The sequence below is a fragment of the Fructilactobacillus sp. X7R9C1 genome, assembly GCF_059901005.1.
Genome location: NZ_JBWXVG010000002.1, coordinates 87,095 through 101,422, shown reverse-complemented (window position 1 = coordinate 101,422; position 14,328 = coordinate 87,095). Strand labels below are relative to the sequence as shown.

Sequence of the window (14,328 nt, the reverse complement as noted above, 5' to 3'; positions counted from 1 at the left end):
GTTACTCGGATACAATGACTCCCTTTTCAATGTGAAAAGTCTTGGGATTGTTGATTAAATCAGATGCGACCCCACTCATACTTGTGGTGGTTAGAAAGGTTTGAACCCGATCCTGAATGGCAGTCAGCAAGTGGGTCTGCCGACTTTCATCAAGTTCAGACAAAACATCATCAAGTAGTAAAACCGGGTACTCGCCGGTTTCTTCTTTCATTAAATCGATCTCGGCCAACTTCGTGGATAATGCCGCCGTTCGCTGTTGACCCTGTGAACCAAAGGTGGAGACATCCTTGCCGTTAACCATGAAGTGTAAATCGTCACGATGCGGCCCAAAGATCGTCGTTCCTTGCCTCACTTCTTTATCTCGATTGGCCTTAAATTTAGCCAGCAGACTCTGATAGATTCGTTCCACCGATGTTAAATCGGTCTTTTTTAGCGTGGTGACGTATTTAAATCGCAACGTTTCCTTTTGTTGTGAAATTTCGTAATGGATGGCCGAAGACCATTTCTGTAATTTGGCAATCAGTTGGATGCGTTGAAAAATAATCTCGGCCGCATACGCTGAAAGCTGGTCTGACAATACATCCAGGTAGACCAGATCACTCTGTTTGTGAAGTAATAGTTCACGTAAATAGGCGTTTCGTTGTTTCAAAATTCGACGGTACTGGGTCATGTTGTATAAATAGCGATTACTCATCTGGCCAAACTCCATGTCCATAAAGTGCCTTCTAATCTGAGGCGAACCCTTTACAATCGACAAATCTTCGGGAGCAAACAAAATCACGTTCAGCTGCCCGACGTAAGACGATAGCTTGGGCTGCTCAATGTGATTGACCTTGGCTCGCTTGCCATTTTTACCAAAATCAAGCTCTAGTTCAGTGGTAGTATGGTTCTTTTTAACTCGACCCCACAATTGCGCATGGTTCTCCTCCCAATTAATCAAATCACGATTGGTGGTGGTCCGATGACTTTTGGTAAGTGCGAGCGCGTAAATTGCTTCAAGTAGATTGGTTTTGCCCTGGGCGTTTTGTCCAAGTAACACGTTCACTCCATCTGAGAAATGAACGTCAGCATCTTTATAATTACGAAAATTGCGTAATTTCAATTCTTCTAGCTGCATGCTTAACCCTACTTTGTCTTAATAAAAAACATCCCTACGTCTGGAATTGAGACCGTATCACCCTGGTAGAGTTTCTTGCCACGTCGATTCTCAGGCTCATCGTTTAGATACACCATATTTTCCTTTAGGTACCACTTCGCTTTGCCACCTGATTCAACAATGTTCTCTTCTTTTAAGAGTTGCCCTAAAGTTATGTACGGAGTCGTTATGAAAATGTCTTTTTTCATGAATTCACCCACTTTCAATCTATTTCTATTATACGCTAAAATTTGGTAAAAGTACATAAATCGGGCGATTTTATGCGTTTTATGCGCGTGTACGCATTTCTAGACAAAAATGCCTCAAATGATCTAAAAAGCTCATATTCGTAAATAAATGGAAATATGAGCTTTTTTAATATTTTGAGGTCTTTGGTAAATATAATTTGGTTTCATTTTAAAGACATAAAAAAAACGACCTCAAAATGAAGGTCGTTAATAATCATTCTTAATTAAAAGGTTCGAACTGGGGTAATCAATTGGATGAAATCTTCTTTATTTTCGGTTGGAACCAGCGTGAACGGACGAAGAGCTGAAGTAAACGCAATCTCAATGTCAGTTTGCCCAAAAACTCTGAGAGCTTCCTTCATGTAATCGGGGTTAAACGAAATTTCAAGGTCATCGCCCTCTGAAGTCTTTGGCTTTAAATCCTCTTCAACGGTTCCAACGTCAGGAGAATTCCCCGAAATGGTAACAACCTGGTCGGTTGGTTTAATCGTCAACTTAATGACGTTATTTCGCGATTCATGTGACAACAGCGAAGCCCGCTCGATTGCGGCGAGCAAGTCACCGGCCGCAAACTCCATCTTGGTACTTGAGGTCTTTGGAATCAGACGCGAAGTATCCGGATAATTGCCCTCAAGTAAACGTGAGTAGAACCGGGTGTCGCCGAGGGTAAAGAGGACCTGATTCTCTGACAGGTTCATCTGGATGTTTTGATCGATTCCGTCAAGCATGTGTGAGAGTTCTTTTAAACTGTCACCTGGGATGACCACGTCAAACTTACCGTCGTCATCAGCTGGAAGACTAACTCTTCGTTGGCTTAAACGGTGACTGTCGGTTGCAACCGCAAGCAACTTATTGTTAGCAAGCGTGAAGTGCACCCCGGTCAAGATTGGCCGACTTTCCTGTTTTGAAACCGCAATGACCGTCTGTCCGATAACCTGTCTGAAAATATCAGCCGCTAAATCAACCGTATTCTCGGAATCAATTTCAGGTAGATGTGGGTAACCGTTCGCATCAAGACCGTTGATCGTAAATTCTGAGTTACCTGACTTAATCGTGGTCTGAAAGTTGTCACCAACTTCTAATGACATGGTTTTGTCGGGTAACTTTTTAACGATCTCACTAAAAAAACGGGCTGGTAAGACGATGCTACCAGTTGAGTTAATCGTGAGTTCATTATCCGGGTTAGAAGCTTGAATGCTAGTTTGAATTGAAACGTCAGCGTTACTACCAGTTAGTAGAATGTCACTTTCTGATACGTCTAATTTTAAACCCGTCAAAATTGGAATGGTCGTTTTTGATGAGATTGCTCTTGATACGGTATTTAGTGCTTTGATGAAAGCATTACGGTTAATTACGAATTTCATTGCCAAATTTCCCCCTCAAAATGTGGTGCATGTTTATTTACTTAATTAAAAAGATAAAAAACAGTAGAAGCAGTAGGTACTGTTAATACTGTGGATAACTCAATGATTAGTTACGGAATAAAAGTTATCAACTGTGGATAACTTTGTGGGTAAATCAACGGTTAAATTCCCGTTTATCCACACCCGTCATTATAACATTTTTAAACCGAGCAACGCTTAGTGCTGGAGTTCCGTCTTGATGTCTGAGATTTGCTTACTCAGATCAGAGTCATTTGCGGCCATTTTACTAATCTTGTCGTAGGCGTGAATGACGGTAGTGTGATCCTTACCACCGAATTCGTCGCCAATCTTTGGAAGCGAATTGTCGGTCATTTCACGTGACAGGTACATGGCAACCTGTCTAGGAACCACGATGGCTTTGACCCGTTTGGTGCCCTTAATTTCCTTTACACTAATGTGATAGTAAGAGGCGACTTTCGAGATAATGTCAGACACGGTCAGAGCCGAGCGCGCCTTGGCCAACTTCAGCGGCCTTAGGGCGTTTGCCACTAGTTCAGTATCAATGGGGGCGTTATTGAGTTTGGAAAAAGCCTGCACCCTTGATAACGCTCCCTCCAGTTCTCTGACGTTAGACTCAATTTGACTCGCGATGTAGCCTAATGCGTCCGCTGGAATGTTCATGTTGTCAGCTTTGGCCTTGGCCCTAAGGATAGCGGTTCGTGTCTCTAAATCGGGAGCGGTAATGTCAACGGACAGGCCCCACGCAAACCGGGAGACCAACCGGTCTTTTAGTTTTGGCACTTCGTTTGGCAAACGGTCAGACGTTAGCACAATCTGCTTGTGATTGGAATATAACGCTTGAAAGGTGTTAAAAAACTCATCCTGAGTTCCTTCTTTATTACCAAAAAACTGGATGTCATCAACTAAGAGGACGTCGACGTTTCGGTAAACGTTTCTGAAATCATCCATCTTATTGTTTTGGATGGCACCGATAAAGTCGTTGGCGAATTTCTCACTTGTAACGTACATCACCCGCTGACTCGGGTCGTGTTTGATAATGTTGTTGCCAATCGCGTGCATCAAGTGGGTCTTACCTAGACCAACTCCACCATATAAGAAGAGTGGATTGTACAATTTTCCGGGTGACTCACTGACCGCTAGCGCTGCGGCCTGAGCCATCTTGTTACCCTGTCCAATCACGAAGGTTTCAAAGGTGTAATTGGGCTCCAAGTGCGTGTCGGTGTAACTATATGACTTTTCGCTCTCGTCTTCCGGTGTAGGAGCTGGGGTTTGCTTCTTTTTTAATTCTTCTTCTAGAACAAATTTTGGTGAAATGTTCTTGTAAGTAATGGCATAAGCGTACTCAACCAGCTGACTTTTAAGCATTTTCTCCCAGTAGTCACGGTGAAGCGAGGATGGTAATTCGAGTGTTAGGGTATCGCCATCATATGAGATTGGGTTCACGGTGGCGATCCATGTATCATATGTCGTTCCCTCAAATTTCGGATCCGCTTTAAATTTACTTTTAATTTTGTTCCATAATTCGTTTTGATCCATTGAGAGTGACTCCTTGTGTTTAAATTATGAATGTATAATATCATTTTTAAAAAAAGTTTTCCACAGAAAAAACAGGGTGTGGACAAATGTTTCACACCCTGTTTACTGTTTATCCACAGTACTGTTAATAAATATCAAAATCACGCGAATATTTTAGGTAATTAACACGAAAATGTGGACAACTAATTATTAATGTGACGGGGATGTCAGCGTGATTATTGATTTTATCCACAGATTGTGGTTAACGTTGTTAACATGCTGTGTTTTTGTTTAAAAACGTGTTGAATTCGTGTTAATTACGGGATGAGTTATCCACAATAATCCACAAGTAAATTTTATGAAACTTTTTTGAATCGAACGGAGTGTTACCTATGAATTTAAAATCTCTATTTGAAGATTGGTCGATTTGTGATACTATAAGTTAGAAAAGCTATTGAATAAACAATTTAATATAGGCGATTAATTAGTTAGGAGGGTTAGTAATGAAAAGAACTTACCAACCAAAGAAACGTCGTAGAAACCGTGTTCACGGATTTAGAAAACGTATGAGCACTGGCAAAGGTCGCAAAGTGTTAGCACATCGACGTCAAAAAGGTAGAAAAGTATTATCGGCATAGGCCACTGACCATTCAGTGGTCTTTTTCATTATTTTTTGAAAATACTTGGAGATTATTCATGAGAAAATCGTACCGTGTCAAAAAAGAAGCTGACTTTCAAAAGGTTTTCGAAAAACATGATTCAGTTGCTAATCGACAGTTTGTCGTGTATCAACTGGAAAAGCCGGGACAAAAACATTTCCGCATCGGGATTTCCGTTGGAAAGAAGATTGGAAATGCCGTGCATCGCAACTGGGTTAAACGTAGAATTCGCCAGTCGATCACCGAATTAAAGCCAGACCTAAAAACGGACGTTGATTTTTTAATCATTGCGAGACCGAGAGCGGATGCGATGTCACAAAAAGACGTTAAGGCAAGTCTAATTCATGTTTTAAAGTTAGCTCATTTACTAGATTCTGATTATAGCGAGGAATAAAATTGAAAAAACTTAAACGAATCGCTACTACACTTGCAATTGCCAGTATTGGTCTGGTGCTTACGGCATGTAGTAACGCCCCAATTACTAGTCATAGTAAAGGAATTTGGGATGGCTTAGTTGTCTTGAATTTCTCAAGAGTGATTATTTGGTTATCAAAGTTCTTTGGCGATAACTATGGAATTGGAATTATCCTCTTCACCATTTTGGTTAGAATTATTCTTCTTCCGTTAATGATGTATCAGACCAAGAGTATGAAGAAGACCCAGGAAATTCAGCCCCAATTGAAGGCCCTGCAAAAGAAGTACTCCAGTAAAGATTCAGAGACCATGGAAAAACTGCAGACTGAGCAGCAAAAGCTCTATAAGGAAGCAGGAATTAATCCATGGGCCGGCTGTTTGCCAATGGTAGTTCAGTTGCCAGTGATCTTCGCCTTGTATCAAGCCATCTGGCGAACTCACATCCTTCGAACTGGTCACTTCTTGTGGTTACAGCTGGGAACTCCAGATCCGTACTACATCCTGCCAGTTTTGGCCGCTGTGTTCACGTTCCTTAGTTCGTGGCTGTCAATGAAGGGGCAACCCGAATCAAACGGAATGACCACGATGATGACGATTGGGATGCCAATCATTATCTTCTTCACCGCGTTAAACGTGCCATCAGCTTTGTCACTATACTGGGTGGTAACCAATGCGTTCCAAGTAGTTCAAACGTTATTGATTCAGAACCCTTGGAAGATTAATCGTGAACGTGAAGAAAAAGAACGTGAAAAGCGTCAACACGATCGCGCCGTTAAAAAGGCCATTCGAAAGGCCAAGCAGAGTAAACATCACAAATAGATTACTAAACAAAAAGCAGACGTTGGTCTGCTTTTTTTATTTTTGTGACAAATGTAATATTACATCTCTAAAATCCTATTCCAACAGCTATTTAATTTGTGCTAAGATTAATAGCGTTAGACGTTTACAAAAATAGGAGAACAATAATGACGAAATACACCGGAGCCACCATCGAAGAAGCCGTTAAAAATGGCTTAAAATCACTTGATACTAATCGAAATAATGTTGAAATTAAAGTTATTAAAACCGCAAGTAAGGGATTTTTCGGACTTTTTAAACATCCCGCAGAAGTTGAAATGGAATTGAAATCATCTTCTCCAGACCCAAAACCAGCAGGTGGCAAGTTAAAAATTAAAAGAGAAGCGAGCACGGCGGTTGCTAATCCAGTTCAAACAGAGGATCGTCACGCTAGAAACGTTGAAGCTATTAGTGGACTAATTAAATATTTACAAGCAATTACTGATCAGATGGGGATTGAGGCCGAACTAAGTTATGAGATGCCCAACAATCGGCACGTGATCATTAATTTTGATACGCCCAAAGAGGGTCTTTTGATTGGCAAACACGGTCGGACCATCAATGCCTTACAGGAGTTAAGTGGGATTTATCTAAATAACATGGGGATTAGCTACCTTGAAGTTGAGCTGGATACGGCTAATTATCGCAGTCGTCGCCTTCAGATCCTTACCAGTCTAGCTGAGCGAACCGCAAGAGAGGTTTCCGCCACCGGCAAGCCGGTCTATTTGGACCCGATGCCATCTTTTGAGCGCAAACAGATTCACGTGACGCTGGAAGATAACCCCTACGTGATGACATATTCGGCAGGACGGGAACCCCATCGTTCAATCGTAGTAGCTCCACGGTAAAATGATTGACAAAATAAAACTTTCGTCCTATTATGTGTAGGATTGTAAATTCGAATAGGTAAAGTAGTGAAAGTACTTTATCCACGCAACGGGCGTGGCTTAAGTACTTTTTTTATGCGATTAAAAATAAGAAAGGAGTTTTCAAAATGGCACTGACAACGACTGATTACGATACTATTGCGGCAATTTCGACCCCACCTGGTGAAGGTGGCATTTCGATTGTCCGGGTTAGTGGATCGGATGCAATGAAAGTGGCTGAAAAGATTTATCGGGGCAAGAACCTCGAAAAGGTGGCATCGAACACGATTAACTATGGTCACATTGTTGATCCAGCAGACCACAACAGTGAAGTTGATGAAGTGATGGTCTCGGTCATGAGAGCACCCAAGACGTATACCAAGGAAGATATTATTGAGATTAACTGTCACGGTGGAATTGTGGCAACCAACAAGATTTTGCAGTTGGCTTTAAGTAACGGTGCCAGAATGGCGGAGCCGGGTGAATTCACTAAGCGAGCCTTTTTAAACGGACGTCTGGACCTTTCACAATCGGAAGCCGTGATGGGTCTGATTGAAGCGAAGACTGACGAATCGATGAAAGCGGCTTTAAATCAGCTCGATGGGAACCTTTCTCATTTAATTAAGCACCTGCGTCAAGACATCTTAGACGTGCTGGCTCAGGTCGAAGTCAACATTGACTACCCTGAGTACGATGACGTGGAGACGATGACGTCGAAGCTTTTAATGGATAAGTCCAAGGAACTAAAGGCGCAGATTGACCAATTGCTAAAAACGGCTAAACAGGGAAAAGTCTTACGAGATGGTTTAAACACCGCCATCATTGGACGTCCGAACGTGGGCAAGTCGAGTTTGTTGAACCGACTCTTACACGAAGACAAGGCGATTGTGACCGACGTTCCGGGTACCACGCGGGATGTTTTAGACGAATACGTGAACGTTTCTGGCGTTCCCTTGCACCTGGTTGATACCGCTGGGATTCGTGATACTAACGATAAAGTTGAAAAAATTGGAGTCGATCGTTCCAGAAAAGCCATCAAACAGGCTGATTTGGTACTACTAGTGTTAAACGCTAGTGAACCGTTGACTGATGAAGATCGGGAACTTTTGGATCTGACGCAGCACAGTAAGCGCATTATCCTATTGAATAAAACGGATTTACCAGAAAAAATTGATGTTGATGAGTTAAAGAACCGCTATCATGCTGATAACGTGATTAAGACCCAAGCCGTAAAGGATAACGGAACCAAATCCTTAGAGGATACGATTTCGAAGATGTTCTTTACTGGTGGCATTAAGAGTTCTCAAAACGACGTTATGGTCACCAATGCCAGGCATATCAGTCTCTTACAACAGGCCAGTGATTCCCTTCAGTCCGTTGAAAATGGGTTAAATAACGGGATGCCCGTTGATTTAGTTCAAATTGACATGACGAACGCTTGGGATTTACTTGGTGAAATTACCGGTGATAGTTACGATGGCGAATTATTGGATCAATTATTTAGTCAGTTCTGTTTGGGGAAATAAGACTTTGACTCAATGGAGGTTTTTAAATGAATAAAATGATACAGCAAGAAGTGAAGCAGACTTACAACGGTGGCGATTACGACGTCATCGTCGTTGGAGCCGGCCACGCTGGCTGTGAAGCTGCACTAGCCGCTGCCCGCATGGGTCAAAAAACACTTCTTGTGACAATTAATCTTGATATGGTGGCGTTTATGCCATGTAATCCGTCGGTTGGTGGCCCCGCTAAGGGAACGGTCGTAAGAGAAATCGACGCCCTTGGTGGTGAGATGGGGAAAAACATCGACAAGACCTACATTCAGATGCGGATGTTAAACACCGGGAAGGGTCCCGCCGTCAGAGCTTTACGGGCGCAAGCTGATAAGCACGCCTACCACCATGAAATGAAAAACACCCTGGAAAAAGAGCCCAATTTGACGCTCCGCCAGGGAATCGTAGAACGTCTGATCGTGAAAGACGGTCAGGTTGAGGGTGTGGTTACCAATACGGGTGCCAAATATCACTCCAAAGCCGTGGTCATCTGTGCTGGTACGGCCGCTCGTGGTAAGATCATTATTGGTGAACTGATGTATTCCTCGGGCCCAAACAACTCAATTCCAGCCATTCATCTTTCAGAAAACCTGGAAGATTTGGGCTTTGAACTGAAGCGCTTTAAGACTGGGACTCCACCGCGTGTCAACGGTGAGACCATTCACTACGATGAAGCGGAGGAGCAACCGGGCGACGAAACGCCCCATCATTTCAGTTACACCACTCCGTATGCCGATTATTTACCGGTTTCAAAGCAGATTTCGTGCTGGTTGACGTACACTAATGAAGAAACCCATCAGATTATCAAGGATAATTTGGATCGCGCCCCGATGTTTACTGGGGTCATCGAAGGGGTCGGTCCCCGTTACTGTCCATCAATTGAGGACAAGGTCGTTCGTTTTGCGGACAAAAAGCGCCATCAGGTCTTCTTGGAACCGGAAGGACGTCACAACGAAGAGTGGTACGTCGATGGGATGTCTACCTCCCTTCCAGAAGAAGTCCAGCAACAGATGCTGCACTCCGTGAAGGGTCTCGAGGACGCTAAGATGATGCGTCCCGGTTATGCGATTGAGTATGACATTATCTCTCCATATCAATTGAAGCCAACGCTTGAAACCAAGAAAGTTAGTGGATTATTTAGCGCGGGTCAAACCAACGGAACTTCGGGATACGAAGAGGCCGCGGGACAAGGCTTGATCGCTGGAATTAATGCCGCTCTAAAGATTCAAGGGAAAGACCCGTTGATTTTGCAGCGGGACCAAGGATACATTGGCGTTCTAATCGATGACCTAGTTACAAAAGGAACCAACGAACCGTACCGACTCCTAACGAGTCGGGCTGAATATCGACTCCTGCTTAGAAACGACAATGCTGATATGCGGCTGACACCAATTGGTCACCAGTTGGGTCTGATTTCAGATGAACGTTATGACAAGTTTGTTGAAAAACGTAATGCCGTTGAGGATGAAATCAAGCGTTTGAACACCGTACGGATTAAACCAAGTGAAAAGGTCAACCAGTTCGTTGAAGCTCAGGGTGATAAACCGTTAAAAGACGGCATCATCGCAGCCCAGTTCTTACGTCGGCCGTATGTAAATTACGAAAAGTTACTTGATTTTATTCCGGGACCCGACGAAAAATTGGATCCAGAAGTGGTTGAACAAGTTGAAATCAGAACGAAGTACGCTGGCTATATCAAAAAAGAAGAGGATAAGGTCGCCCGCATGAAGAAAATGGAATCCAAAAAGATTCCTGATCACATTGATTACTCCGTAATTGATGGGATCGCAACTGAGGGTCGCCAAAAATTGGAGAAAATCCAACCGGAGACGATCGCACAGGCTGCCCGAATCAGTGGAGTCAATCCTTCTGACATTGCCATTCTCTCCGTTTACATTCAACAGGGTAAAATTGCGAAGAAAAAATAAGATCAAGCTGGACTACGTGAATAGTCCAGCTTTTTGTTATTTCTAAGTTAAGTTTTTAACAATTTTTGTAGTAAACTATTGCAATCAATATGTAAGCGCTTTATACTATTAACAATAAACGATACAAAAAAATGGCAAAGGGGATCATTTTTATGCGATATGGAAGTATTGAAGCAGGTGGAACAAAGTTCGTTTGTGCGGTTGGTGATGACGATTTCAATATTGTTGATAGTGTCCACATTCCAACTACGACACCAGAAGAAACGTTAGCAAAGGTCGTTGAGTACTTTAAGAAGTTTGATCACATTGATGCATTTGGGATTGCATCATTTGGACCAATCGACGTTCGAAAAGACTCTGACAAATACGGTTGGATTATTAAAACCCCTAAAAAGGGTTGGAGTAACGTCAACTTTGTTGGAACCATGAAACGTGAATTTGGGGTTCCAATTTACTGGACGACGGACGTTAACGGTTCAGCTTACGGTGAATACATCAAACGTAAACAGGCTAATAAAAATATTGAAGCCGTTAGTTACATCACTGATGGAACTGGGATTGGTGCTGGAACCGTCATTAAAGATGAATTCTTAGGGGTTCGTGGAACTCCTGAATTTGGTCATATTCGTGTTAAGAGACACCAAGATGACATGAACTTTCCTGGAATTTGTCCTTATCACGGTGACTGTCTTGAAGGAGTTGCTTCTGGTCCGACTTTTGAAGCTCGAAACAACATTAAGGGTCAAGATACCCCACCAGATGATCCAGTTTGGAACATCATTGCGTACTACATTGCCCAAGGGGTTATCAGTTTAACGGTTAACTTCCGTCCTGACCAAATTGTGCTTGGTGGAGGTGTATGTACTCCTCAATTTGTTCAAAAGGTTAGAGACCAATTCAATCTGTTGTTTGATAACTATCTTGACGTTGGTCCCCTTGACGAATACATTAGTCGTCCAGTCGTACCACACAACGGTTCCGCTACCTTTGGTGATTTCGTATTAGCTAAAAAAGCTCTAGATGAATCAAAGAAATAATTAATTAAATTGTTTAAAGAGATGCCTGCGGGTGTCTCTTTTTTTGTGTCAATTGTCATTTATGGTATCTTAAAAATAAGGAGGATTAATCATGATGTTTATTAGTAATTCACAAATTCGTTTTAAAGTAGATGCTGAAACAAAAAAACAATTTGATGCTCCAAATGAACGTTTAACTAAAGCAATTAAAAGTAATGATTATAAGAAGTTTGATAATCCTGATGAAGGGTTGAAGTGGCTAAATGAGTGAAAATGCCTATGTTTATAAACTTGCTATTGAAAACAAGTTTAAAAAACATCATTTTAGCTAAATCTATATACAACTATTTCCCGCAATGATATGATATATATAATGAAAGCGGTTGCAAATAGGGGAGGCAGTAAAATGAGTAAAAAAGTTGTTGTGATTGGGTCTACCAACGTTGATAAGGTTCTAAACGTTGATAAGTATGCGTTGCCAGGTGAAACCCTGGCGGTGAAAAACCACCAAGAATCTCATGGTGGCGGAAAGGGTGCCAATCAGGCAATTGCTGCGGCAAGATCTGGTGCCGATACGACTTTTATCACTAAGTTAGGTGATGACGAAGACGCTAAGTTCATGATTGAAGGATTTAAAAAGGACGGGATGAACCTTGATTCCGTGATTACTACGGAGAAGCAACAGACTGGACAGGCTTACATTACCGTTGATAGTACGGGTCAGAATTCCATCTATGTTTATGGGGGCGCCAACATGGCCATGACACCGGAGGACGTTGACCAACACGAAGATGCCATTAAGAATGCGGACCGTGCGATTGCGCAACTAGAAATTCCAGTACCAACGATTATCGAAGCATTTAAGATTGCGAAGAAAAATGAAGTTCAAACCATTTTGAATCCTGCACCAGCCAAGAAGTTACCAGAAGAATTACTTCAATTGACTGACATTATTACCCCTAACGAGACTGAAGCAGAGGCCCTCACGGGGATTAAGGTGATTGACGACGATTCCATGATGAAGAACGCGGAGTACTTCTTTAAATTAGGAATCAGAATGGTGATCATCACCGTTGGTGACAAGGGTTCGTTCTACGCAACCCCAGCCAGTCATGCCTTCATTCCAGCCTTTAAGGTCAAAGCTGTTGACACAACCGCTGCTGGTGATACTTTCATCGGAGCCTTGGCATCACGTTTGGATTTAAACAGTGCTAACATCAAGGATGCGATGTTGTACGCTAACCACGCCTCATCACTAACGGTTCAGGTGGCGGGAGCACAAAACTCCATTCCTTATGAAAAAGACGTCTTGGATGTCATCAGCAAGACTTCCAAGACTAAAGAAGTGATCGAAAAAGAGAAGAAACAAGCTGCTGAATACGCCGCTGCTCGAGTTCCAAATCACATTGTGCTAGGTCTTGGATCTGGTAGTACGGCTGCCTACTTCGTCAAAGCTATTAACGAACGAATCAAAAAAGAAGGCTTAGACGTTCAATGCGTCGCCACTTCAGTTGGCACCGAGAAATTAGCCGAAAGTCTTGGCATGCCGATGCTTGACGTTAATACCATTGATCGGGTGGATTTGACGGTTGATGGCGCCGACGCCGTTGACGACAAGCTCAACGGAATCAAGGGTGGAGGAGCTGCATTACTCTTTGAGAAGTTGGTCGCAACCATGTCAGACAAGAACGTTTGGATCGTTGATTCGACCAAGTATCACAAGACCTTAGCTGGGCAGAAGTTGCCAGTTGAAGTCATTCCGTTCGGTGGAATGGGTGTCTTCCGCTACTTAAATGAAGCTGGATACAAACCAGAGTTCCGCTTCAGAGATGACGGTGATATTCTTCAAACTGACTCAGGAAACTACCTAATCGACATTACAATTCCAGAAGATGCTGACTTACAAAAGTTAGCTCACAACTTGAAGAACTACACCGGAGTTGTTGAACACGGTCTGTTCTTAAATATTTGTGATCAGTTAATTATCGGTGGCAATAAGGTTAAGGTAATTGATCGTCCGAAAGAAGAAGCTAAGAAATAGTTGATAAGTAAATTTCCGGATTGGCGATAAAGCTGGTTCGGTTTTTTATTTTGATTTTAAAGGTATAATGATTAGAAAATGAGTTGAGGTGATGTTTAATGACAATTAACGTTATTTTGAGTAGTTCAAGAAAGGCCAGTCTGGGACGTCGGATCTTTAAGTACTTACGTAATCGACAGGGTGATTTTGAGCGGGTTAATGATGCTGATTTCAATTTTATTAGTTTGGCGGACTACGATTTGCCGTTTTTTTATGAAGATGTTGCGCCAATGGACAACCCAAACCGGATTTTAAAACCTAATGAACAAAAATGGGTGGATGACATGAAGAAAGCGGATGGTTATCTCTTTTTGGTCCCCGAGTATAATCATTCGTTTCCAGCCGTCCTAAAGAATGCGCTCGACTTCTTGGCGTTTGAAGCCAAGGGTAAACCGGCCAAGATTGTTACCTATTCTAATAATTCACGAGGTGGCCAATCTTCCTATCCAGCGTTGTTACCAACGCTTGGACAACTGGGCCTATTTACCCTGCCAAAGCCAACTTTAATTCGAAAGGTCGATAAAAATTTTGCTGGCGATGGGAGTTTTCTAAAAGACGCTCCCGGTAAAACCGTGGACATAAAGAAATTGAATCGAGCTTTTTCCGAAATCGCGTTTTACAGTCAGTTATTTAGGGACCATCCCTTTAAATATGATGCCAGTATTTATGATAAATAAGCAAAATTAAGATAG

At 42.4% G+C, this 14,328-nt stretch carries 14 protein-coding genes; 10 read left to right on the top strand and 4 right to left on the bottom strand.

What is annotated here, in order from left to right; all coding sequences use genetic code 11:
• Position 1: 1 nt before the first annotated feature.
• The 4 genes from recF to dnaA all read right to left on the bottom strand — a co-directional run bounded on the left by recF (position 2) and on the right by dnaA (position 4,304).
• The gene (gene recF / locus AC6UD0_RS02190) at positions 2-1,117 is read right to left on the bottom strand and encodes a DNA replication/repair protein RecF (RefSeq protein WP_500707982.1); all 1,116 of its coding nucleotides are present in this window, start codon (positions 1,115-1,117) and stop codon (positions 2-4) included.
• Positions 1,118-1,125: 8 nt separating this feature from the next.
• Positions 1,126-1,344, bottom strand: a complete 219-nt coding sequence (yaaA, locus tag AC6UD0_RS02185) for a S4 domain-containing protein YaaA (RefSeq protein WP_500694205.1) — start codon at positions 1,342-1,344, stop codon at positions 1,126-1,128.
• 263 nt (positions 1,345-1,607) lie between these two features.
• A complete protein-coding gene (gene dnaN / locus AC6UD0_RS02180; RefSeq protein ID WP_500694206.1) occupies positions 1,608-2,747 on the bottom strand; it encodes a DNA polymerase III subunit beta in 1,140 nt (379 codons plus the stop codon).
• A 216-nt stretch (positions 2,748-2,963) separates the two neighbouring features.
• Positions 2,964-4,304, bottom strand: coding sequence for a chromosomal replication initiator protein DnaA (dnaA, locus tag AC6UD0_RS02175; RefSeq protein ID WP_500707981.1), 1,341 nt, complete (start codon positions 4,302-4,304; stop codon positions 2,964-2,966).
• 482 nt (positions 4,305-4,786) lie between these two features.
• Between dnaA and rpmH the strand changes: the two genes are divergently transcribed.
• The 10 genes from rpmH to AC6UD0_RS02125 all read left to right on the top strand — a co-directional run bounded on the left by rpmH (position 4,787) and on the right by AC6UD0_RS02125 (position 14,313).
• Entirely contained in the window at positions 4,787-4,921 is a 135-nt protein-coding gene (gene rpmH, locus AC6UD0_RS02170) for a 50S ribosomal protein L34 (protein WP_500694208.1), read from the top strand.
• A 58-nt stretch (positions 4,922-4,979) separates the two neighbouring features.
• The gene (rnpA, locus tag AC6UD0_RS02165; RefSeq protein WP_500695946.1) at positions 4,980-5,336 is read left to right on the top strand and encodes a ribonuclease P protein component; all 357 of its coding nucleotides are present in this window, start codon (positions 4,980-4,982) and stop codon (positions 5,334-5,336) included.
• Positions 5,337-5,338: 2 nt separating this feature from the next.
• The gene (locus AC6UD0_RS02160) at positions 5,339-6,175 is read left to right on the top strand and encodes a YidC/Oxa1 family membrane protein insertase (protein WP_500696254.1); all 837 of its coding nucleotides are present in this window, start codon (positions 5,339-5,341) and stop codon (positions 6,173-6,175) included.
• A gap of 146 nt (positions 6,176-6,321) precedes the next feature.
• Entirely contained in the window at positions 6,322-7,041 is a 720-nt protein-coding gene (jag, locus tag AC6UD0_RS02155) for an RNA-binding cell elongation regulator Jag/EloR (protein WP_500707980.1), read from the top strand.
• 146 nt (positions 7,042-7,187) lie between these two features.
• Positions 7,188-8,585, top strand: coding sequence for a tRNA uridine-5-carboxymethylaminomethyl(34) synthesis GTPase MnmE (mnmE, locus tag AC6UD0_RS02150; RefSeq protein ID WP_500707979.1), 1,398 nt, complete (start codon positions 7,188-7,190; stop codon positions 8,583-8,585).
• Between the two features lie 26 nt (positions 8,586-8,611).
• The gene (gene mnmG / locus AC6UD0_RS02145) at positions 8,612-10,540 is read left to right on the top strand and encodes a tRNA uridine-5-carboxymethylaminomethyl(34) synthesis enzyme MnmG (RefSeq protein WP_500696252.1); all 1,929 of its coding nucleotides are present in this window, start codon (positions 8,612-8,614) and stop codon (positions 10,538-10,540) included.
• Positions 10,541-10,692: 152 nt separating this feature from the next.
• Positions 10,693-11,577, top strand: a complete 885-nt coding sequence (locus tag AC6UD0_RS02140; RefSeq protein WP_500694214.1) for an ROK family protein — start codon at positions 10,693-10,695, stop codon at positions 11,575-11,577.
• A 91-nt stretch (positions 11,578-11,668) separates the two neighbouring features.
• Positions 11,669-11,827, top strand: coding sequence for a hypothetical protein (locus AC6UD0_RS02135; protein ID WP_500701435.1), 159 nt, complete (start codon positions 11,669-11,671; stop codon positions 11,825-11,827).
• Between the two features lie 135 nt (positions 11,828-11,962).
• Positions 11,963-13,597, top strand: a complete 1,635-nt coding sequence (rbsK, locus tag AC6UD0_RS02130) for a ribokinase (protein WP_500707977.1) — start codon at positions 11,963-11,965, stop codon at positions 13,595-13,597.
• Between the two features lie 98 nt (positions 13,598-13,695).
• Positions 13,696-14,313: an NADPH-dependent FMN reductase gene (locus AC6UD0_RS02125; protein ID WP_500707976.1), complete on the top strand. Its 618-nt coding sequence runs from the start codon at positions 13,696-13,698 to the stop codon at positions 14,311-14,313.
• Positions 14,314-14,328: the final 15 nt, after the last annotated feature.